The organism is Chondromyces apiculatus DSM 436, from assembly GCF_000601485.1.
Lineage (GTDB): Bacteria > Myxococcota_A > Polyangia > Polyangiales > Polyangiaceae > Chondromyces > Chondromyces apiculatus.
In genome coordinates this window covers 13042-34318 of sequence record NZ_ASRX01000048.1, presented here as the reverse complement: position 1 = coordinate 34318, position 21277 = coordinate 13042, and the positions used below count along the sequence as shown (strand labels likewise).

The window sequence follows — 21277 nt, the reverse complement described above, 5'->3', positions numbered from 1 at the left end:
GTCGGGAACATGGTGGTCCAGGACCCCGCAGGCTGGCGGGCGGCATCCAGAGGCGAGGCGAGCGCGGTACGCTAGGGGTCGTATGGTGCACCCGCTGCGAAGGAACTTCGGGGCCCTCCTCACCCCGGACGACGTGCTGCCTGCCACGCTGTCCGCCGCGGGGTCTTCCCCCAGGGCCACGGTGCTCACGGAGACGATGCCGGCGGGGCCCTCGGGGCGGGCCGCGATGCTTGCGGAGACGGTGCAGGCGGGGCCCTCGGTGCCGGGACACAGGGTCCCCGGCGCATGCACCGCGGCGCTGCTCCCGGAAGTGGACCCGGCGCGCTACGTGGTGTCGGGCCAGATCGCGCAGGGCGGCATCGGCCGGGTGCTGCGCGCCGAGGACGTCCAGATGCAGCGCCCCGTCGCCCTCAAGGAGCTGCTCGACAGGGACGCCGAGGCGGAGGACCGCTTCGTCCGCGAGGCGCTCCTCACCTCGCGCTTGCAGCACCCCTCGATCGTGCCGGTGTACGAGGCAGGGCGCTGGCCGACCGGAGCGCCGTTCATCGCGATGAAGCTGGTCTCGGGGCGCTCGCTCGCGCAGGTGATCGAGGAGCCGCGGGGCCTCGACGAGCGGCTCCCGCTGGTGACCCACGTGCTGGCCGTGGCACAGGCCATGGCCTACGCGCACGCCGAGGGGATCATCCACCGCGATCTCAAGCCCGCCAACGTGCTGGTGGGGGACTTCGGCGAGACGGTGGTCATCGACTGGGGGCTCGCCAAGGAGCTCTCCGGCACGCGGGGGGAAGGGCCGCAGTCGCTGCCGCCCGGAAAGGAGATCCCCGTGGACGAGGCGGCAGCCGGGGCGCTCACGGTGGCGGGCGCAGTGGTGGGGACGCCCGCGTACATGCCTCCGGAGCAGGCATCGGGGCTGCCCGTGGACGAGCGCGCCGACGTGTACGCGGTGGGCGCGATGCTCTACCACCTGCTCTCGGGCGCCGCTCCCTACGAAGGGACGGCGCGGGCGGTGGTGGGCGAGGTGCTGAGGCGGCCCCCGGAGCCGCTCACGGCGCGGACACGAGGCGTGCCGGAGGACCTCCTCGCCATCGTGGACAAGGCGATGGCCCGCAAACCCGAGGACCGCTACCCCTCGGCCCGCGAGCTCGCCGAGGATCTCGGCCGGTTCCACGCCGGCCAGCTCGTCGGCGCCCACCGCTACTCGCGCCGCGAACTCGCCGTTCGCTTCGTGCGCCGCCACCGCGGCGCCCTCTCCGTCGCCCTCGCCGCGCTCCTCGTGCTCGTCGCGGGCGGCATCTACGGCGTCTTGCGGGTCATGGCCGCGCGCGACCGGGAGGCGGGAGAGCGGGTCCTCGCCGAACGCGCGCGGGCGCAAGCCGAGGAGGCCCGGCAGGCCGCGGTGGCGCGTGCCGATCAGCTCGTGCTGGTGCAGGCGCGCACCGCGCTGGAGAAGGACCCGAACGAGGCGCTCGGGTGGCTGCGCAGCCTGTCGCCATCGTTCGAGGACTGGGGGACGGTGCGACGGATCGCGGCCGACGCCGAGGGACGGGGGCTCGCGCGGGCGCTGCGCGGCCACGAGAAGTACATCAACATCATCAGCTACGCGCCCGACGGCAAGGCGCTGTACAGCGCCAGCGACGATCACACCGTGCGGGCCTGGGACCTCACGGGCGACGCCCACCAGGTGATGACGGAGCACGGGGACGAGGCGTGGCGGGTGAGCGTGTCCCCCGACGGCAAGCTGATCGCGACGGCGAGCAAGGACCGGGAGATCCGGGTCGTCGACGCGAAGAGTGGCGTGCTTTTGCGCACGCTCCGCGGTCACGAGTACCCGGTGGTCCTGGTGCTGTTCACGCTCGACGGGCAGGCGCTGGTGAGCGCCGCCGACGACATGACGGTGCGCCGGTGGGATCTCCGGACCGGAGAGCACCGCGTGCTCTGCCGCGGCACGGACGGCTGCGCGAAGATCGAGGTGGCGCCGGATCGGCGCTACGCCGTGGTCAGCGGCTCCGAGAATCACCCCCTGGTGTCGCTGCTGGACCTGGAGACGGGGGCCCTCCAGCGCGCGCCCGGGGTGAAGGTCTTCGCGGACCACCTGCAGCTCATGGGCAACCCGCCGACCGCGGTCCTGTCCGAGGGAAAGCTGGTCGTCGCCGGCACGGGAGACGGACGCCTCCAGCTCTGGAATCCGGCGACGGGCGAGGTGCGCGTGTACGCGGACCACGACGCGCCGGTGATGCGGGTGGTCTTCTCCCCGGACGGGCGGCGGCTCGCGTCGGCCGACATGCGCGGGGTGGTGCGGGTGCGAGACCTGGTGACGGGAGCGTCGCAGGTCAGCCATGGTCACCAGGGATCCGTCAGCAGCCTCGCCTTCTCGCCCGACGGGCGGTGGCTCGCCAGCGCCAGCGTGGACCACACGGCGCGGCTCTGGGACCTCCAGACCGATCAGCAGCGGGTGCTGCAGGGCGCGCGCGACGCGCTGGTCACGGTGGTGATCGCGCCGGATGGGCGCTCGGTCGCCACCGCGGGGGGCGACGGGGTGGTGCGCGTCTACCGGCTCGACAGCGGGTCGAGCACGCTGCTCGGCCAGCACGACAAGGCGGCCTGCAGCCTGGATCTGGCGCCCGGAGGTGGGCGCGTGGCCACCGGCGGCGCCGACGGGACCGTCCGGATCTGGAGCCTGGAAGGTGGCGCGCCCCGAACGCTGTCAGGCCACGAGGGCACCGTGGAACGGGTGCGCTTCTCGCCGGACGGCAAGCTCCTCGCTTCCGCGGACACGGAGCGGTCGGTGCGGGTCTGGAGCGCCGAGGGTCAGGCGCTGCACGTGCTCGAAGGTACCGCGAGGGAGGATGACACCCGCTGGAGGACGCCTCTGTTCGCGTTCTCTCCGGACGGGGCGGTGCTCGCAGCAGGCGGCGCGGCGAACCTCCGGCTCCTGCGGCTGGAGACGGGGGCGGTGCGGGAGCTGCGCGGGCTGTCCCGCACCCCGCGGGAGATCGCCTTCTCCGCCGACGGTCGGCAGGTGGGCGCGACGAGCCGGGGGAGCGACGTGTGGCTGTGGGAAACGGCGAGCGGCGAGGGCAAGCAGCTCGAAGCGCACCGCGACAGGGGCGGCGGCATCGCGTTCTCGCCGACAGGGCGCCTCGTGGCCACGGGCGCGGAAGATCACATGCTGCACCTCTCGGATCTCGCGTCCGGGAGCCGCCGGACGATCCACGCGGGGGGCTACCAGGTGACGAACCTGGAGTTCGCGCGCAGCGGCGACTACATGCTCGGGATCACCGGGCTGTCCGTGGTGCAGGTGTGGAGCGCGAAGGATGGCTCGGTCCTCCACGTGCTGCGGGGGCACGAGGGCGACGTGAGGAGCGCGCACATCGCGGACGACGAGCGCTCGGTGATCACCACGGGCGTGGACGGAACGGTGCGGGTGTGGGATCTCGCCACCGCGCAGGCGCAGGTCCTGCGGGGGCACGCGGGGACGGTGTTCGATGCGCGGTTCCTGCCAGAGGGGCGCGGCTTCGTCTCGGTGGGTCAGGACGGGACGGTGCGGCTGTGGCGCGACGGGCTGCCGCGCGACGCAGAGGGGCTGCGCGCCTGGATTGCGGAGGCGGTGCAGACGGCGGATCCGCGCATGGCAGGGGCGGCGTCGCCGTAGAGGCCGGAATGCAGCGCGGTTGACGTCCAGCGCAGGAGCGGTGTGTAGTTCGGCGAGATGACGCGTGGCCAGGGAGGTGACCCGGAGCGCGAGGTCGTCGCACCGGGAGAGAGGGCATCGGCCGCGAAGGAGGCCATGTTCGCGGAGACGCTCCGGGCGAGCCCGCCGACGGTGACCGCCGTGCCGCCCGGAGCGCTCATGAAGCACGGGGACGACAAGGGCGCCTCGCGGTGGACCGCCGCGCAGCTCCCCGAGGTGGACCCGGCGCGGTACGTGGTGTCGGGGCAGATCGCGCAGGGGGGGATCGGGCGGGTGCTGCGCGCGGAGGACGTGCAGATGCAGCGCCCCGTGGCGCTGAAGGAGCTGCTCGAGCGGGGCGGGGACGCGGAGGACAGGTTCGTGCGGGAGGCGCTGCTCACGGCGCGGCTGCAGCACCCGGCCATCGTGCCGGTGTACGAGGCGGGGCGGTGGCCGACGGGGGCGCCGTTCCTGGCGATGAAGCTGGTGTCGGGGAGGTCGCTCGCGGAGGTGATCAACGAGCCGCGAGGGCTCGACGAGCGGCTGCCGCTGGTGATCCACGTGCTGGCGGTGGCGCAGGCGATGGCGTACGCGCACGCGGAGCGGATCATCCACCGCGATCTGAAGCCCGCCAATGTGCTGGTGGGGGACTTCGGCGAGACGGTGGTGATCGACTGGGGGCTCGCCAAGGAGCTGCCGCCAGAGGGGGCGGTGCGGGCGTCGCTCGTGCCGGGTGAAGAGAGCGCGGCAGAGGAGCCGGCGACCGGGGGGCTCACGGTGGCGGGCGCGATCGTGGGGACGCCGGCGTACATGCCGCCAGAGCAGGCGGCTGGGCTGCCGGTGGACGAGCGCGCGGACGTGTACGCGGTGGGGGCGATGCTCTACCACCTGCTCTCGGGGGCGCCGCCGTACGAGGGGACAGCGCGGCAGGTGCTGCGGGAGGTGATGGTGGGGCGCGCGCCGCCGCTCGGGGCGCGGGTGCGGGGGGTGCCCGAGGATCTGCTGGCCATCGTGGACAAGGCGATGGCGCGGCGGAGGGAGGATCGGTACGCGTCGGCGCGGGAGCTGTCCGAGGATCTGGAGCGGTTCCACGCAGGGCAGCTCGTGGGGGCGCACCGCTACTCGCGGCGGGAGCTGCTGGTGCGCTTCGTGCGGCGTCACCGGGGGGCGCTGTCGGTCGCGGCGGCAGCGCTGCTGGTGCTGATGGCAGGCGGGACCTACGGGGTGCTGCGGGTGATGGCGGCGCGCGATCAGGAGGCCGACGAGCGGCGGCGCGCGGAGAGCGCGCGGGGGCAGGCAGAGGTGGCGCGGCAGGCGGCGGTGGCGCGCGCCGATCAACTGGTGCTGGCGCAGGCGCGCACGGCGCTCCCGAGCGATCCGAACGAGGCGCTCGGGTGGCTGAACAGCCTGTCGCCGTCGTTCTCAGGGTGGGACGCGGCGCGCACGCTCGCCGCGGACGCGGAGGGGCGGGGCATCGCGCGGGTGCTGCGGGGTCACCGGAAGCTCGTCAACACGATGGTCTACGCGCCGGGGGGCGAGGCGCTGTACAGCGCCAGCGACGACTGCACGGTGCGGCGCTGGGATCTGGTGGGCGGGAAGCACCGCGAGGTGGCGGTGCACGCAGACGAGGCGTGGTGGGTGAGCCTGTCTCCCGACGGGCGCCGGATGGCGACGGCGAGCAAGGATCGGGAGGTGCGGGTGGTGGACCTGGGGACAGGTGCCACGCGCGCGCTGCGAGGGCACACGGGGTCGGTGAACGGGGCGGTGTTCCTGCCAGGTGAGCGGGAGCTGGTGAGCTTCGGCGGCGACGGCCGGGTCCTCCGGTGGGACCTCAAGGCAGGGACGTACCGGGCGCTGTGCGAGGACAAGGCGCTGTGCTGGAAGGTGGTGGTGAGCCCGGAGCGGCAGCGCGCAGCGGTGACGGGGATGGGCGGGGCGCTCGCGGTGCTCGATCTGGAGACGGGGGCGCTACAGCGGGCACCGGCCGCGGTGAAGGTGTTCTCGGACATCCTGCGGCTGGTCGGGATGATGCCGGTCGATGCGGTGGACAACGCGCGGCGGGTGGCCGCCGGAGGCGAGGACGGGCGGCTGTGGGTATGGGAGCCGGGTACGGGCGAGGTGCGCACGTTCGTGGATCACGAGGCTCCCGTGCACCGGGTGCGCTTCTCGCCGGATGGACGGACGCTGGCCTCGGCCGACGCGATGGGGGTGGTGCGGCTGCGGGACCTGGAGAGCGGGGCGACGCGGGTGGCGCGCGGTCACGAGGGCGCGGTGAACCGGCTCGCGTGGTCCCACGAGGGTCGGTGGCTGGCGAGCGCCGGAGAAGATCACACGGCGCGGCTCTGGGACGTGGAGACCGATCAGCGACGGGTGCTGCACGGGGCGCGCGATGTGCTGATCGCGCTGGCATTCGCGCCGGACGGGCGCTCGCTGGCCACGGCGGGTGGCGACGGGGTGGTGCGGATCTACCGGGTGAACGCGGGGTCGAGCGAGGTGATCGGGCAGCACGAGGGAGCCGCGTTCACGCTCGCCGTGGCGCCCGGGGGGAGCCGGGTGGCGACAGGGGGCGCTGACGGGAAGGTGCGGGTGTGGCCGCTGGGGGGCGGGGCGCCGCGGGTCTTCGAGGGGCACCGGGACGAGGTGAGGCGGGTGGTGTTCTCGCCCGACGGGAAGCGGCTCGCGTCGTCGGGCGACGGGGGGGAGGTGCGGGTCTGGGACGGTGAGGGGCGCTCGCAGGAGGCGCTGCAGGCGCTGTACACGGTCGAGAGCAAGGTGACGGACAGGGAGCTTCTGGCGCCTGCCGTGGTGTTCTCGCCCGATGGAGCAAGGCTCGCGGTAAGCGGTGGGGCGCCGCAGATCTTGCACCTTGAGACGGGCGTGTCGCAGCGGCTGGAGGGGGTCGAAGGAGAGGTGTGGTCGGTCGCGTTCTCGCCCGATGGTCGGGAGCTGGGCGCCGCAGGGGGCGACAGGAAGGTGCGGATCTGGGAGGTGGCGACGGGAGGAATGCGGGTGCTCGGGGAGCACGAGAACGAGGCGGCGTCGGTGGCGTTCTCGCCGCGCGGAGACTGGATCGCGTCGGGGGGGCACGATCACGCGCTGAGGCTGTGGGAGCGCGGGGGAGGAGGACGAGGGGGCGGGGGCGGCGTGAGGAAGGTGATCCAGGCCGGGGGGCAGTGGGTGAGCGCGCTGGAGTTCGCGCCGGATGGGGGACTGCTGGTGGGGCTGACGGGTCACTCGGCCGTGCCGGTGTGGGACGCGAGGGCGGCCGTGCTGCGGCAGGAGCTGCGCGGTCACGGGGGGGTGGTGAAGAGCGTGCACCTCGCAGGGAACGGACGCGGGGTGATCAGCGCGAGCACAGATGGGACGGTGCGGGTGTGGGACCTCGCGACGGGGCAGGCGCAGGTGCTGCGGGGGCACGCGGGGGCGGTGTTCGAGGCGCGGTTTCTGCCGGAGGGACGGGGGTTCGTGTCGGTGGGGAGGGACGGGACGGTGCGGCTATGGCGCGATGCGCTGCCGCGCGATGCGGCAGGGCTGCGCGCCTGGATTGCAGAGGCGGTGCGGGCGGCGGATCCGCGGATGGCGGGGGAGATGGTGCCGTAGAAGTCGCTGAGGGTGTGCGCGGCTGGATGCGCTCGGTGGGACATGCGGCGCGAGCGGGCGCGGGCGGGCTGCGGCGCGGTTGACGTGGACGTGAAGGTGCGGTGTGTAGTGCAGCGAGATGATGCGTGGCCAGCGAGGCAGCCCGGAGCGCGACGGCGACGCGCAGGGTGGCGGGGGCAGCGGGAACGGCGGGAACGGCGGGAACGGCGGGAACGGCGGGAACGGCGGGGACGAGGGGAGGTTCGCGCCAGGGACGCTGCTCGCGGGGAAGTACCGGGTGGAGGGGGAGATCGGGCGCGGGGGGATGGGGGTGGTGCTCGCGGCGGAGCACATGGAGCTCGGGGAGCGGGTGGCGCTGAAGCTGATGCTGCCGGAGGCGCTGGAGAGCCCGGGGTCGGATGCGCGGTTCCTGCGCGAGGCGCGGGCGGCGGTGAAGATCAAGGGGAGCCACGTGGCGCGGGTGCTCGATGTGGGACGGCTGGAGACGGGGGAGCCGTACATCGTGATGGAGTACCTGGAGGGGGAGGACCTCGGGTCGCTGCTGCGGCGAGAAGGGGCGCTGGCCGTGGAGCGGGTGGCGGAGTACGTGCTGCAGGCGTGCGAGGCGATCGCGGAGGCGCATGCGCTGGGGATCGTGCACCGGGATCTGAAGCCGTCGAACCTGTTCCTGACGCGGCGGCCGGATGGGTCGCCGTTCATCAAGGTGCTCGACTTCGGGATCTCGAAGATGCTGCCGCGCGAGGGGGAGGCGTCGCGCGAGGGGGAGCTGGCGGTGACGCAGCCGCGGCAGATGCTGGGGTCGCCGCTGTACATGGCGCCGGAGCAGCTCTCGTCGGCGCACAAGGTGGTGCCGGCAAGCGATGTGTGGTCGCTCGGGGCGATCCTGTTCGAGCTGTGCGCGGGAGCGCCGCCGTTCGGGGCGACGACGCTGGGAGAGCTGCGGCGGCAGATCCTGTTCGAGGACGCGCCGCTGCTGCGCAAGATCAAGCCCGAGGTGCCGCGCCGGCTGGAGGCGATCGTGCAGCGCTGTCTGGAGAAGGATCCAGCGCGGCGCCACGAGGACGTGGCGGCGTTCGCGGAGGAGCTGGCGGAGCTGGCGCCAGCGCGAACGAGGGAGGCGGTGGGGAGGATCCGGGGGATCCTGCGGGGCGGAGCGTCCGGGGAGAGGTCGGGGAGCCGTTCCCGGAGGGCGGGGTGGGCAGGGCGTGCGGGGCGCCAGGGAGGCGCGCGGGGGGCGCTGCTGGCAGGCGGGGTGGCGGTGATCGGGGTGGTCGCGGTGGTGGCGCTGTTGAGGGGCAAGGGGATGCCCGAGGGGTCGGGGGCGGAAGGGGTGCCGTCGGGCAAGGCGACGCCGGGTGCGGTGCGAGGAGCGGCGCTGGGGCAAGACGTGGAGCAGGGGCAGGGGCAGCAGGGTGTGGAGCAGGGAGCCGGGGCGTCGAAGGGGGAGATGGTGCCGGCGCGTGTCAGTGCCGAGGTGGGGGTTCAGGCGCCTTCAGCGACGGAGCTTGCTCCCGCGCGGGCGGGGGCGTCTCCTGGACCTGCTTCGGTGCATCCGGTGACCGCCGAGCGTCGAAAGTCGACGGGCGCGGCGCCGAGCAGCACGGTGGCTCCCCTGCCCTCACCGTCAGCGGCTCCCCCGACGACGTCGACGGTGCCTTTCTCGTACCAGAACCCTCCGCTCAAGTGATGGCCGTGAACCAGCGTCGCTCTCCCGCCATGCGCCTCGTCGCCTTGCTCTCGGGCGCGGTCGTCGTGGCGCAGCTCGCGACTGCACATGCGCAACAGGCACCGGCGCCACCGCCATCCAGCCAGGCGGCACCGCCGACGCAGGCGGCACAGGCTGCACAAGCAGCGCCCGCCGCGCCAGCCGCGCCAGCCGCGTCGGCCGATGCTGATCCCTCGAAGGCCGTGTACGAGGCGGCAAGGGTGCTCTACGAGGACGGGGACTACGCGGGCGCGCTCCTGTCGTTCCAGCGCGCGTACGACCTGTCGGGCAGCGCGAACACGCTGTGGAACATGGCACTCTGCGAGAAGAACCTGCGGCGGTATGCGCGGGCGATCCGGCTGCTGGAGCGGTACCAGATGGAGGGGGGAGAGCGGCTCACGGAGGAGGATCGGAAGGGGGCGACGTACCTGATCACGACGATGCGCGGGTTCGTGAGCACGGTGAAGATCGCGGTGGATCAGCGGGACGCGACGGTGACGGTGGATGATGAGGCGGTGGGGATCACGCCGCTCGCGCGGCCGCTCCTGGTGGACATGGGGTTCCGGCGGGTCCAGGTGAAGAAGAAGGGGTTTCTGCCGTTCGACGAGCGGGTTCGCGTGGTGGGCGGGAACGAGATGAGCGTGAACGTGAAGCTCGAGGCCGAGGTTCACGAGGGGCGGCTGGAGGTGACCGCCGGTGTCCACGATCTGATTGCGCTCGACGGTCAGGTGGTGGCGCAGGGGCGCTTCGCAGGGAAGGTGCAGAGCGGGGGGCACACGCTGAAGGTGACCGGGCCGGGGATGCAGCCGTACCAGTCGGAGGTGGTGATCCAGGACGAGAAGCTGCGGCGGATCCAGGTGACGCTGCAGCCGGCGCCAAAGACCGGGTTGCCGGCGTGGCTGATGGTGGCCGGGGGGGCCGTGCTGGCGGCGGGGGTGGGGTTCACGGCGGGGTATCTGCTGTTCCAGGCGGGGGAAGCCGGGGAGCCGACGCGGGGGACGCTGGCGCCGTACACGGTTGAGATCCGGTGAGCTGAGCGGGGAAGCCTGCAGGGGGGCCGCGGGAAGCCTGAAGGGGACAGTGCGGCTGGGCTGCGGCCGCAGAGGGCAGAGCCGTCGAAGGGGTGTAATGGCGGAGAGGGCGGTGCGTCTGCAGGGTCGAAGGCGATGACAGGGACGCGCCAAGGTGGTGGGTCGCTCGTCAGGCCTCGATCGGAGATGGTCATGAGCAAGACGCAGAATCAGGGTTCGGGCGCTCCTTCGTGCGGGTGCAAGGTGGGCTGCGGGGAGGTCCGCGCGGAGCGGGTAGAGGTGCGGAAGGAAGCCGCAGCGTCGTGCCCCTGTGGCCCGAGCTGCCCGTGCGGCGCAGGGTGCTCGTGCCCCTCGGGGGCGTGCTGCGGCGGATGAGGCAGGTGGCGCCACGCCGTGGGGCTGTGCGGCTCCGCGGCGAGGCGCCATGGTTCGTGGGAGAGGTGAGGAGCAGGGCGATGGGCGAGTGCTGCGAGAACAAGGGGGCCGGCGCCGTGGAGGACACGGAGGAGGTGGCGCGTGGGCTGACGCCGGAAGGGCTGAAGCTGCTGGTGGAGAACCACGCGCGGTTCCTGGCGTTCCTGGAGCGGCGGGTGGGGTCGCGGGAGGTGGCGGAGGAGATCCTGCAGGAGGCGTTCGTGCGGGGGATCGATCGGGGTGGGTCGCTGCGGGCCGGGGAGTCGGCGACGGCGTGGTTCTACCGGCTGTTGCGCAATGCGCTGGTGGATCACTTCCGGAGGCGCGGCGCAGAGCGGCGGGCGCTCGATGCGCTGGCAGAGGAGCCAGAGCCTGTGGAGGCCGCGCCGGACGCGGAGCTGCTCGGTACGGTGTGCGCGTGCGTGGGGTCGCTGGTGGGGACGCTGAAGGAGAGCTACGCGGAGGCGCTGCGGCGGGTGGATCTGGAAGGTGCGAGCGTGCAGAGCTACGCGAGCGAGGCCGGGATCACGCCGAACAACGCGGGGGTGCGGCTGCACCGGGCGCGGGAGGCGCTGCGCAAGCAGGTGATGCAGTCCTGCGGGACGTGCGCGACGCACGGGTGCCTCGACTGTCACTGCGACAGGAGTCGGCCGGGCGGCTGCTGATCGGGAGGGGAACGGGGAGCGAGGCAGCGTCGCGGGGAGTGCAGGCGAGGAGCCCCGGTGAGGGGTGGGCCGGTGGGGGCGGGCGCGCCGAAGAAGGGTCGCGCTGTCGTTACCTGGCGGAGGCGGTCACGATGGAGCGGACCACCTCGGTGGCGTCGGCGGCGGTGGTGGTCTGAATGAGGCGGCCGCCGCGGCCGGTGAGCTCGCGGTCCCAGGTGGCGGCGATGGCGGCGAGGCGTGCCTTGTACTCGGCGCGCACAGCGTCGGCGTCGGCCTCGATGACGGCGCCGCCTTCGAGGGCGCGCAGGCGCACGTGTCCGTGGAAGTCGAGCTCGGCTTCGGCAGGGTCGAGCACCTGCACGGCGACGATGGAGCGGCCGCCGGTGGCGAGGACGCTGAAGGCCTGGAGGGCGCGAGGGGGGAGGTCGAGGAGGTCGGAGAAGAGGACGATGACGGCGCCGCGGCGGGCTTTGCGGGCGACAGGGGCAAAGGCGCGCTCGACGGCGGCGTCGTCGTCGCTGAGGTCGAGGGCGCCGGTCGTGGCTTCGAGGGCGCCGAGGATGCGGTCGTAGCCTTCACGACCGGCGGCGGCAGGGAGGGGGCGGGCGGCGTCGCCGCCGATCCAGGCGAGGCCGACGGGGTCGCCAGAGGCGACGGCGACGCGGGCAGTGGCAGCCGCGAGGAGGGCCGCGTAGGCGAGCTTGGCGCCCGGGGCGCGAGGGCTGCGCCAGGCCATGGAGGCGCTGGCGTCGACGCAGAGCCAGACGGCGCGGTCAGTCTCGGTCTCGAACTCGCGGACCATGAGGCGGTCGTGGCGGAGCAGGGCGCGGCGATCGAAGAAGCGGAGGTCGTCGCCGGGGACGTAGGGGCGCTGGCCGCCGAACTCGACGCCAGCGCCCTTGCGGATGCTGCGGTGCATGCCGGCAAAGACGCCGTCGGCAACGGCGCGCGCTTTGATCCGCAACGGAGCGAGCGAGCCCCAGTCGATGGGAAAGGAGGGGCGGCGCGTGGCGGCAGGCATGCGGCGGTGGTGCAGGCATGGTTGCCTGACGTCCCGAGGGGCTGTCAAGGCGCTGGGAGGGGCGACGCGGCGCGTGGGGGGCGGTGAACGTTCAGGGCGCGAAGCGAGGGGACCTGCGCGGTCACGCCAGATACACTGCGCGGCCCATGGCCTCTTCCGTCACACCGTCGTCCGCCGCTGGAAGCTCTCCGGGGGCGCCGCCCAAGTTCGGGTTCCTGCCGCGGATAGATTCGCCCGGCTACTACGTGCTGCTCGCCGCGGTGGCGATCTTCATCCTCGGGCCGCTCGGCGGGATTGCCGCGGCGTACATGAACTTCAGCCTGGGGTTCTTCGTGGGCGGGCAGGTGCTCGCCGGGATCCTGGGGAGCGCGGTGACGTACGGGTACGGGCCGGAGGGGAAGCACGGCGCGAACTACATGCAGACGATGGCGGCGTCGGTGGCGTCGCTGTCGGCGATGGCGGTGCTGATCCAGGCGATGGTGTGGATGAAGATGCCGATGCCGCCCGTGGGGCCGCTCGTGCTGTTCTTCTGCTGCATCGGGATGTTCGGGGTGGGGCTCGGGATGCTCTACACGCCCATCCTGGTCGATCGGCTGAAGCTCGAGTACCCGTCGGGGCACGCGGTCGCGAACATCCTGCGGGCGCTGACGGACAAGCGGCTGCTGAAGAACTCCATCAAGCAGCTCGGCGGCGGGGTGGGGCTCGGGGCGCTCTTCGCGTTCATGGTGGAGAAGGTGAAGGTGGTGGGCGCGACGGGGATCAGCGGGGCCACCATCGGCGCCGGGATGGTGGTGGGGTCGCGCATCGCGGGCGCGGGCCTGACAATGGGGCTCATCGGGTGGGCGATCACGCCGTACCTGGTGTCGATCGGGTGGCTGCAGGAGGGAGAGCCGTTCCGGAAGATCGGGTTCCTGATCGCGCTGGCGATGATCCTGGGGGCGGCGCTCGTGGACCTGACCCTGATCGGGGTGGAGGCGTCGCGGCGGCTGCGGACGGTGGCCGCGGAGCGGGCGGCGCAGCCGGAGGAGCCTGCGTGGAAGCAGGTGAACATGGGGCGGCTGCTGGCCTGGGTGGCGTTCTGGGGGGTTTCGCTGGTGCTGGTGGCGACGAAGCTGCTCGGGCAGCCGCTCGGGTTCATTCTGTTTGCGGTCGTGCTGTCGGCGGTGTTCGTGCTGATCAACGGGATCTCCTGCGGGATCAGCGACTCGAACCCGATCTCGAGCGCGTTCGTGATCTCGGTGCTGCTGATGTCGGGCCTCGGGCTGAAGGATCCGACGGTGGGGCTGATGGCGGCGGCGATCCTGCTGGCGTCGTGCTCGACCGGGGTGGACATGCAGCAGGACCGGTCGACGGGGTGGCGCCTGGGGACGAACCGGGTGATCCAGTTCCGGTTCCAGGTGGTGGGGATCGTGATGGGGGCGGTGCTCTGCGTGGTGCTGGCCAACGTGTTCATGAAGGCCTACCCGGTGCTGACCATCGATACGTTCGCGCACCCGGAGGCGAAGGTGGACCAGTGGCAGAGCGCGATGACCTTCAAGTTCGTGGGGGCGCTCCGGGACCTGGGGAACCTGCCGCCCTACAAGGTGACGGCGCTCGGTATCGGGCTCGGTATCGGGCTGGTGACCGAGGTGGTGCGCAAGGTGCTGCACAAGAGCGCGCGGTACAAGGCGTTCACCCACGGGTCGAAGGGCGGGTTCGTGACGGGGTGGGTGATGGACACGGTGCTGTTGCCGAGCCCGTATGCGTCGTCGTTCGGGGGGTTCGTGGAGCTGGCGGTGGCGGCGTGGTTCGCGGCAGGCGGGGCGCTGTCGTCGGCGATCAACACGCTGACGGAGAAGCCGGAGAAGGTGCTGGCCGCAGAGGGCGGGTCAGCCGAGGGCGAGGCGAAGGAGCAGATGGCGGACGCAGCCGGGCCGAAGGAGAAGGTGGAAGAGGACGCGCTGCCGGAGGACATGAGCTCGACGTCCCTGGTGGGCGGTGGGCTCATCGCCGGGGAGGCGCTGTTCGCGCTGGCGATGGGGATCTACGGGCTCGTGGCGCTGGTGAAGTAGCAGGGGCACGATGAGCTTCGTCACCGCGCTGGCGCTGCTCGTGGGGCTGCTCGTCGCAGCCCCCGTGGCAGCACACCTCCTCCGGCGGCGAAACGCCGAGGAGACCTCGTTTCCCGCGGCGAGGCTGGTGCCCGCGACGGCGCCAGCGGCGCGGCGGCGGAGCGCACTGGAGGACCGGGCGCTGTTCGCGGTGCGGGCGCTGGCGGTGGCGGCGCTGGCGCTGCTTGGGGCGACGCCGCTCTTCCGGTGCAGCCACCTGTCGCTCGCGCGTCAGGGGGGGGCCTCGGTGGCGATGGCCGTGGTGCTCGATGACTCGCTGAGCATGCGGGCGAAGCTGCCAGGAGGGCAGGCGCGCTTCGAGCGGGCCGTGGAGGCGGCGCGGCAGCTCGCGGGAGGGCTTGCGCCCGGAGACGCGGCGGCGGTGGTGCTCGCGGGGTCGCCGCCGCGGGTGGCGCTGGCCTCCACGACGAACCTCGCTGCCGTGCGCGAGGCGCTGGATGGGCTCACGCCGTCGGACCGGAGCACGGATCTGGACGGGGCGCTGGCGCTGGCGCGGGATCTGCTCGAGGGGTTGCCGCAGCGGGACAAGCGGGTGGTGCTGTTCAGCGATCTGGCCGATGGGTCACCAGGGGCGCCTGCGCTGGAGGGTTCGGGGGAGGTGGCGCTGTGGGTACCGCTGCCAGAGCTGGCGGCGTCGGGCGAGGACTGCGCGGTGCTGCGGGCTGAGCGGGCAGGGCGGCGCGCGCGGGTGCGGGTGGCGTGCACGGGGCCCGTGGGGGCCGGGAAGCGGGTGGAGATCCGGGCGGGAGCGGAAGCGCTGGGAGGGGTACCCCTGGAGCCAGGGTGGCGCGCAGGAGAGGTGGCCGTGGAGCTGCCGGAGAAGGCGCCCGAGGTGCTGTCGGCAGTGCTCGGGGGGGGGGACGCGATCGAGAGCGATGATGTGGCGCCGCTGGTGTCCACGGGGGGGCCGCTGTCGATCGCGGCGGTGGTGGACCAGGCATCGACGCAGGTGGCCACGGGAGGGCCGCCGCCGCTGGAGCAGGCGCTGGCAGCGCTGGAGCTGGAGGCGGAGGTGCGGCCGCTGCCCGCCGTGCCCGAGAGCGCCGAGGAGCTTGCGCCCCACGCGGCGCTGGTGGTGGACGATGCCCCAGGGTTCACGCCGGAGGTGCGGAGGGCGCTGGTGGGGTGGGTGGAGCGCGGAGGGGTCGCGCTGCTGACGCTGGGGCGGCGCGCGGCGGCGGCACCGCTCGGGGCGGGGTTCGAGCCGATGGTCCCGGGTGTGGTGCGCTGGGGGCCGAGCGCGGTGCGTGGGGCGGATGCGGCGGAGTCGTCGCTGCTGGGGATGTCGGGGTCGAGCCTGGAGGATCTCGCTCCCGAGGGGCGCGCGGTGCTGGAGCCCGCAGCGCTGGAGGCGCCCGCCGAGGCGCTGGTGCGCTGGAAGGATGGGGCGCCGCTGCTGCTGCGCAGGCCGATGGGTCGGGGGGTGGTGCTGGTGCTGACGCTGCCGCTGAGCACGGAGGAGAGCGATCTGGTGCTGCGGCCGGCGTTCCTGGCGCTGCTCGACCACTTCGTGTCGACGGCGCGGGCGCGGGGTGGGGCGCGGCGGATCGACGCGGGGGAGACGTGGACGTTCGATGGGTACCGCACGGTGGAGGTGGCGCGGGTGCTTCCGGGAGAGGGGAAGGAGGAGGGGGTGCCGGTGACGGAGGTGGAGCGGAGGCTGCGGGCCACACCGGGGGTTGCGGGGCTGTATGCGCTGACGCTCGATGGGGAGCGGTCGACGCGGGTGGTGTCGCTGGCAGAGCGTGAGGTCGATCTGAGGCCGCGGAAGGTGCAGGAGAGCGCGCGGGCGGCGTCGCTCGGAGGGAGGGATGCGTCGGTGGATGCGTCGCCGTACGTGGCGCTGGCGTTGCTCGTGCTGGTGGCGGCGGAGCTGCTGCTGCGGGCGCTGGGCGGAACCAGGGGGGAGCGCGAGGCGGCGGCAGAGGGGTGAGGGGGCGCCCGCTGGTGGAGGCCGGGTTGCGGCAACAGCGTGACGAGGCGGGCGGGTCGGGAGGGGAGAAGGTCGCTCAGAAGACGCTGAAGGCGCCCGAGGGAGGTGGGCGCTTCAGTGCGTTTGCCAGTGCGGCGGGATGTCGTCGAGCGTGGGCTCGACGGGCGGCGGGAGGGGGCGGTGGCGCGGGCCGTTCGGCTTGAAGGAGTGCTCGGAGGCGGGGAACGCGCGGGTGCGGACCTCGTCGACGTAGGAGCGCGTGGCCTCGACGATGGTGTCGCCAACCTCGGCGAACCGCTTGGCGAACTTCGGCGTGAGTTCGCGGAACATGCCGAAAAGGTCATAGCAGACGAGCACCTGGCCATCGCAGGCGGGACCAGCGCCGATGCCAATGGTGGGGATTGAGATGGCTGTGGTGATCTCCTCGGCGAGGTCTGGGGGGATGGCTTCGAGGACGATGGCGTAGGCGCCTGCCTCTTCGAGGGCGCGGGCGTCGGCCAGGACGCGCTCGGCGGCGTCGCCGCCCTTGCCCTGTACCTTGAAGCCCCCCATAGCGTGCACCGACTGGGGCAGAAGGCCAACGTGCCCCATCACGGGGATGCCGGCGGTGACGATGCGGCGGACGTGCTCGGCGATCTCCTCGCCACCTTCGAGCTTGACGCTCTCGAAGCTGCCCTCCTTCATAAGCTTGCCGGCGTTCTCCAGCGCATGCAGCGGCGAGAGCTGGAAGCTCATGAACGGGAGGTCTCCCACGACGTGGGCCCGACGGGCGCCGCGCGATACGGCGCGGCCGTGGTAGCAGATCTCGTCGACGGTGACCGGGAGCGTGGTCGGGTGCCCTTGCACGACCATGCCGAGTGAGTCGCCCACGAGGAGGATGTCGGCACCTCCCTCGTCGAGCAGCCGGGCCATCGTGAAGTCGTAGGCCGTCACCATCGCAAGCGGGTCCCGGCCCTTGCGGGTCCGGATCTCAGGGACGGTGACCTTGGTGGAACGCGCTGGGGTCGAGCGGTTGGGCTGCCCGCCACCATTGCCTTTGGGACCGTACATGGTTGCCTCCTGGTCGCGGCCGCAAGAGGCGGTCCGCGCCTGCTCTGGAGGCTAGGGCGAGCGCAGGATGAGAGCAAGCCCAGGACGCAGGGTCAGCTGCGCCGACGGCGACGAGAAAACGCGAGCGCCGCGGCGAGCGCGAGGCCGCCGAGAACGATGGAAGAACCGCTTCCGGTGCCCATCGAGCATCCACCTCGCGCTCCCCAGATATCGTCGGCCGCAGGCGCGTCGAGATCGGAACCCGTGCCACCGCCCTCCCAGGGGCTGCAGGGGGGGAAAGAGGGGCAAGCGGGTGGAGTGCCGATGGATACCTGGGCCTCGAAATACCGGGGGACGAAGCTCTGATCCGGCGACGCACCGAGGTCGAGATCGTCGTCGAGGGCTTCGCGCGTCAGCTCGCCGGTCATCCGGGAAATCCATGCCTGGTCGGGCGAGATCCCACCGTAGAGCTTGCCGAGATCCGCCATGAGCTCGTCGATGGGCGTCACGCCCTTGGCAGGGTCCCCCGTGTAGCCGCTTTCTTCCTGATCGTAGTTGACCAGATCTGTGAGCGTGTATTCGATGGAATAGGTGGAGACGGGCTCACCTGCCTCGATGAGCCATCCCCTGCCGCTGGTGGCGTTGTAGCCAATCTGCTTCAGCTCGGCGTAGTTGCTGCGGCTTTCGTCCCAGTTCCAGAGGAGGGAGGATTGATCGATCTGGAAGGAGGGGAAATTCACGGGCTCGTAGCGGCCTTCGCCCAGCATCCAGAGGGTGATCGGCGTGACTGGTCCTGTCCCTCCAGCCACCATGCGCAGCGGAAGGGTTGCTCCGGCACCGGGCGTGGTCACACGCACAGGCCGCATGGCATCCACACCCTGTCCCGGCACCAGCTTGAGGGCGAGGAAGTTGAATCCCTCGGCGACGTAATCGGCAATGACGGGCTCCAGATCCTGCGGGACGAAGTAGTTGTGCGTCTGGAGCCAGTCGTAAAGGGCGTCGGGATCATTCGACGAGAGCTGGACGGTCTCGAAGGGGCCGACGGTTTCCTGGGCAATGACCTGGACCGGCGGTCCACCGCCGCCGGTGCCGCCCGAGTCGGCCGAGGAGGGGCTGTCGATTCCGCAACTCGGCGGGGGCGGACAGTTGATGATCGGCGAGCTGATGGAGACCTGCGTCAGTCCCTCGAGCGTCTGGAAGAGTGCATCCGAGGAGAGGCCGACCTCCACGATGCCCTTCGTGGGAAGGACCCACGCGAAGGACTCGGGAGCACCCGAGTAGGAGAACTGATCCCAGAGCGTCGTCCCTTCCGGAGACACCGAGAGCACCATTCTGTGCCCCGTGACGAGGGTCGACTCACCCTGCGACACGATGCACGCACCGCAAGCGTCAGCGCTCTCAAGATGAGACACAACGAGGGAGAAGGAGGAGATCGCCAGGAGAGTTTTGATAAGCCGCATAGAGCCTCCCACGGTGGTCCGAGTTCGGAGAGCAGCAAGCAGCATACCAGGAATGCTGGAGGGAAATCCCTGCGGTTTCAAGCGCAGCCCGGAAGGTTCTTCGGCACAAGCAGGCACGCTCCTGCACCTTGTTGCAGAGGTCGCATGGGGACTGCGCTGGGTGAAGCGGCCGCGCGGCAACACACCCCTCTGAGGAAGGTGGTGGACCTGCCGAAGGTGGCCAAGCAGGTTGCTGGAAGTCGACGCTCCGGAGGTGCGGGAGCGCCGGCAGCGAGTCAGCCGATGGTGCCTTCGTCGAGACGGCGCATTCCTTCGAGCAGCAATCCCTCAGGGGAGACCTTAATGGTGCGCGCGCCAGGGGTGAAGTTGGGCTCCAGTCGGAAGTCACCCTCGTGGAGCGTCAGCATCTTGTAGAAGGCGTCTTCACCCTGCAGGCCGCTGTAGAGGGCGTGGATGATCTGCCCGTCAGCGAAGTGGATTTCACCGGGGCCAGAGACAGTCTGGATCTTGAGGGCGCATGTCCGGCGGCCGTGCCACAGGATCTGCACCATATCGGGCAGCCCCATCTCGGAAAGGGAGCCGGTGACGCCCTTGCCAGGCTTGTTGGAGGCCTTGCGTTCGATGATTTGACGTAGTCGGACGGCAAAGATGTCAGCAGTGACAGGCTTGGAGGCGATGTCGTCGACACCTAGCTCGAAGGCGCGCTGTGCCGTTTGCCGGTCGGTCTTGGACGTGAGGATCACCCAGGCCTTGTCGCGCCCGAAGCCGGCCTTGATGGCCTCACTTCGAAACGCGAGCCCGGCATCAGGCTCTTCGAGGTCCACTTCGCTCACCACGATCTCAATCTCGCGAGATTCTATCTCGCGTCGCGCCTGCGCTGCTGTACGAGCAATGTAAACGTCAAAGCCCTGCTCGATGAGCCTGAGTTCGAGCACCGTCGTCTCCTCGGGATCAGGATCCACAATCAAGGCCGTGTGGCGATCGGCGAGGAGCTTTGCCTTGATGTCATCGCCCGTCATCACCTGGCGAAACAGGTCGACGATGTTCGGATCGAACACGTTGCCGCGGTATTGGGCGAGCACGTCACATGCTTCGGCAGGACGCAGTGTCTTTCGGTAGGGATTCCTCGGGTTCTGCGAGAGGTCGGCATAGGTATCGACCACTGCGAGAACGCGCGCGCCGAGGGGGATCTCCTTGCCAGAAAGGCCATCGGGAAACCCTGTGCCATCGTATCGCTCGTACATGTGCGTGATCGCGGTGGTGACCTCTTGAGGCACCCCTGCTGACTCCATGAGTTGCGCCGGAAGCTCTACGGCCTTCGTGGCAGCCAGGCGGTGGCCCTCGTATTCTGCGACGTTCAGGGCTGTGAGGTGGTAGGGGCCCGCCTTGCCGAGATCATGCAGGTAGCAGGACGCCACGTATGCGGCGACGCTTCCCTGGGAAAGACCGATCCGCTCGCACAGCTTCCGGGCCAGGCGGGCAACGGTGGACGAGTGCCCACGCAGGTCTTGACGGTTGTTCTCGAGCAGCGTCACCAGCACATTGAGCGTCTCGAGGTACTCGTGCGAAGTCGTGGGCGCGGGCGGCGGCTCTGGCGGAGGAGCCGCAACAGGCGCCGCCATGACAGCGGGCGCAGTCGCCGGTTCGCTGCTCACGAGCGGCGGCGCTGGAGGAGGGGGGATCGGTGTTGCAGGAGCGAGCACGCGAGGAGGCACCGTCGGCGCCTGCTGCACGGGCATCTGGGTGATCCCCGCAGACGTCACCGGAGGAGGCGTTGGCATCTGCACCGGAGCTGGCCCAGTCATGGCGACTGGCATGGGCGCCGGCTGCGGCTGCGGCATCTGGAAGCTTGCGGTGACGCCGGTCTGTGTCCGCTCGAACGGGTCTCGTTGCTCCTTGTAGAAGAAGTCCTCGTAGTTATGGACGGGCCGGAGCAACGCGTTGAAGGCGGTGGTGTCCCCCCGGTAATGGTAGGAGATCGCAGCACGGACGGCCGCCGGTCGCGCCACGATCGCACGAACGTCGCGCACACCAGCGGCGAGCTTGATCTCGTGCAGTGCTGCGTCGTTGTCCGGATCTGCCGTGGCGACTGACAGCGTCAGAGTGCGGTCGTCGAGCAGGACAGGAAACACCCCGTGCAACGTTGCAGTGACCGAGGAAACCTTCGACAAAACGCGTGCGTCTATGATCGCCTTGGAGAGCTTCTCGCTCGAGACGAACCGCGTATTGTGCAGCGTAGCGATGAACTTCAGCAGATCCGCTTCACTCAAGATCTCGAGCTCGATCATCGCATCTTCGATGCGCGAGCGGTTCCGGGTCGCATGCTCGACTGCACGGCGATAGTCGTCGTGTGCGATGCGCCCGTCGAGGAGCAAGCGGTCAGCGATCCGCTGGTTGATGCCCTGAAACGCAACCATCGATGCTCTGATTGTACCCACAATCCGAGGGCGACGTGCGAGACGAGCAGCGCCCAAGGCTAGAAATAAGGCTACGACGTACTCTCACCGCAGTGAAGCCGTTGTGGCGACCCGTCCGTTGCCGACCCGCCGGGGTTCGCCGTGGTGCATCTCACATGACGCATCGCGCAAAGCGCCCTGGAACCGACAGGCGAGATCCCCGCGCATTGAGGTAGGTGGGG

At 71.2% G+C, this 21277-nt stretch carries 11 protein-coding genes; 7 read left to right on the top strand and 4 right to left on the bottom strand.

Annotated features, from left to right (window positions below):
• Positions 1–85 precede the first annotated feature (85 nt).
• From CAP_RS26970 to CAP_RS26950, 5 genes are all read left to right on the top strand, one after another.
• Positions 86–3652 (top strand): protein kinase domain-containing protein, encoded by a 3567-nt coding sequence (locus CAP_RS26970; protein ID WP_197041370.1) that lies wholly within the window; start codon positions 86–88, stop codon positions 3650–3652.
• A gap of 57 nt (positions 3653–3709) precedes the next feature.
• Positions 3710–7270 carry a protein kinase domain-containing protein gene (locus CAP_RS26965; RefSeq protein ID WP_052376006.1) on the top strand — a complete coding sequence of 1187 codons (3561 nt, stop codon included), beginning with the start codon at positions 3710–3712 and terminating at the stop codon, positions 7268–7270.
• 118 nt (positions 7271–7388) lie between these two features.
• Entirely contained in the window at positions 7389–8957 is a 1569-nt protein-coding gene (locus CAP_RS55175; RefSeq protein ID WP_052376005.1) for a serine/threonine-protein kinase, read from the top strand.
• A 5-nt stretch (positions 8958–8962) separates the two neighbouring features.
• Entirely contained in the window at positions 8963–10006 is a 1044-nt protein-coding gene (locus CAP_RS55170; RefSeq protein WP_156041169.1) for a PEGA domain-containing protein, read from the top strand.
• A 302-nt stretch (positions 10007–10308) separates the two neighbouring features.
• Positions 10309–11085, top strand: a complete 777-nt coding sequence (locus tag CAP_RS26950) for an RNA polymerase sigma factor (RefSeq protein WP_275936538.1) — start codon at positions 10309–10311, stop codon at positions 11083–11085.
• A gap of 109 nt (positions 11086–11194) precedes the next feature.
• On the opposite strand, the gene CAP_RS26945 is transcribed toward CAP_RS26950, so the two are convergent.
• Positions 11195–12106 (bottom strand): DUF58 domain-containing protein, encoded by a 912-nt coding sequence (locus CAP_RS26945; RefSeq protein ID WP_044246208.1) that lies wholly within the window; start codon positions 12104–12106, stop codon positions 11195–11197.
• Positions 12107–12252: 146 nt separating this feature from the next.
• Between CAP_RS26945 and CAP_RS26940 the strand changes: the two genes are divergently transcribed.
• Positions 12253–14157, top strand: coding sequence for an OPT/YSL family transporter (locus tag CAP_RS26940; protein ID WP_044246205.1), 1905 nt, complete (start codon positions 12253–12255; stop codon positions 14155–14157).
• 10 nt (positions 14158–14167) lie between these two features.
• Complete coding sequence (locus CAP_RS26935; RefSeq protein WP_044246202.1) at positions 14168–16150, top strand: vWA domain-containing protein; 1983 nt, start codon at positions 14168–14170, stop codon at positions 16148–16150.
• 114 nt (positions 16151–16264) lie between these two features.
• On the opposite strand, the gene panB is transcribed toward CAP_RS26935, so the two are convergent.
• From panB to CAP_RS26920, 3 genes are all read right to left on the bottom strand, one after another.
• Positions 16265–17200: a 3-methyl-2-oxobutanoate hydroxymethyltransferase gene (panB, locus tag CAP_RS26930; protein WP_044246199.1), complete on the bottom strand. Its 936-nt coding sequence runs from the start codon at positions 17198–17200 to the stop codon at positions 16265–16267.
• 92 nt (positions 17201–17292) lie between these two features.
• Positions 17293–18639 (bottom strand): DUF2330 domain-containing protein, encoded by a 1347-nt coding sequence (locus tag CAP_RS26925; protein WP_269324661.1) that lies wholly within the window; start codon positions 18637–18639, stop codon positions 17293–17295.
• Between the two features lie 275 nt (positions 18640–18914).
• Positions 18915–21056: an HD domain-containing phosphohydrolase gene (locus CAP_RS26920; RefSeq protein ID WP_044246196.1), complete on the bottom strand. Its 2142-nt coding sequence runs from the start codon at positions 21054–21056 to the stop codon at positions 18915–18917.
• Positions 21057–21277 lie beyond the last annotated feature (221 nt).

Coding starts and splice junctions, on each gene's coding strand:
- CAP_RS26940 (WP_044246205.1), top strand. CDS start 12,253: ATGGCCTCTTCCGTCACACCGTCGTCCGCCGCTGGAAGCTCTCCGGGG.
- CAP_RS26920 (WP_044246196.1), bottom strand. CDS start 21,056: ATGGTTGCGTTTCAGGGCATCAACCAGCGGATCGCTGACCGCTTGCTC.
- CAP_RS55175 (WP_052376005.1), top strand. CDS start 7,389: ATGATGCGTGGCCAGCGAGGCAGCCCGGAGCGCGACGGCGACGCGCAG.
- CAP_RS26935 (WP_044246202.1), top strand. CDS start 14,168: ATGAGCTTCGTCACCGCGCTGGCGCTGCTCGTGGGGCTGCTCGTCGCA.
- panB (WP_044246199.1), bottom strand. CDS start 17,200: ATGTACGGTCCCAAAGGCAATGGTGGCGGGCAGCCCAACCGCTCGACC.
- CAP_RS26965 (WP_052376006.1), top strand. CDS start 3,710: ATGACGCGTGGCCAGGGAGGTGACCCGGAGCGCGAGGTCGTCGCACCG.
- CAP_RS26945 (WP_044246208.1), bottom strand. CDS start 12,106: ATGCCTGCCGCCACGCGCCGCCCCTCCTTTCCCATCGACTGGGGCTCG.
- CAP_RS26925 (WP_269324661.1), bottom strand. CDS start 18,639: ATGCGGCTTATCAAAACTCTCCTGGCGATCTCCTCCTTCTCCCTCGTT.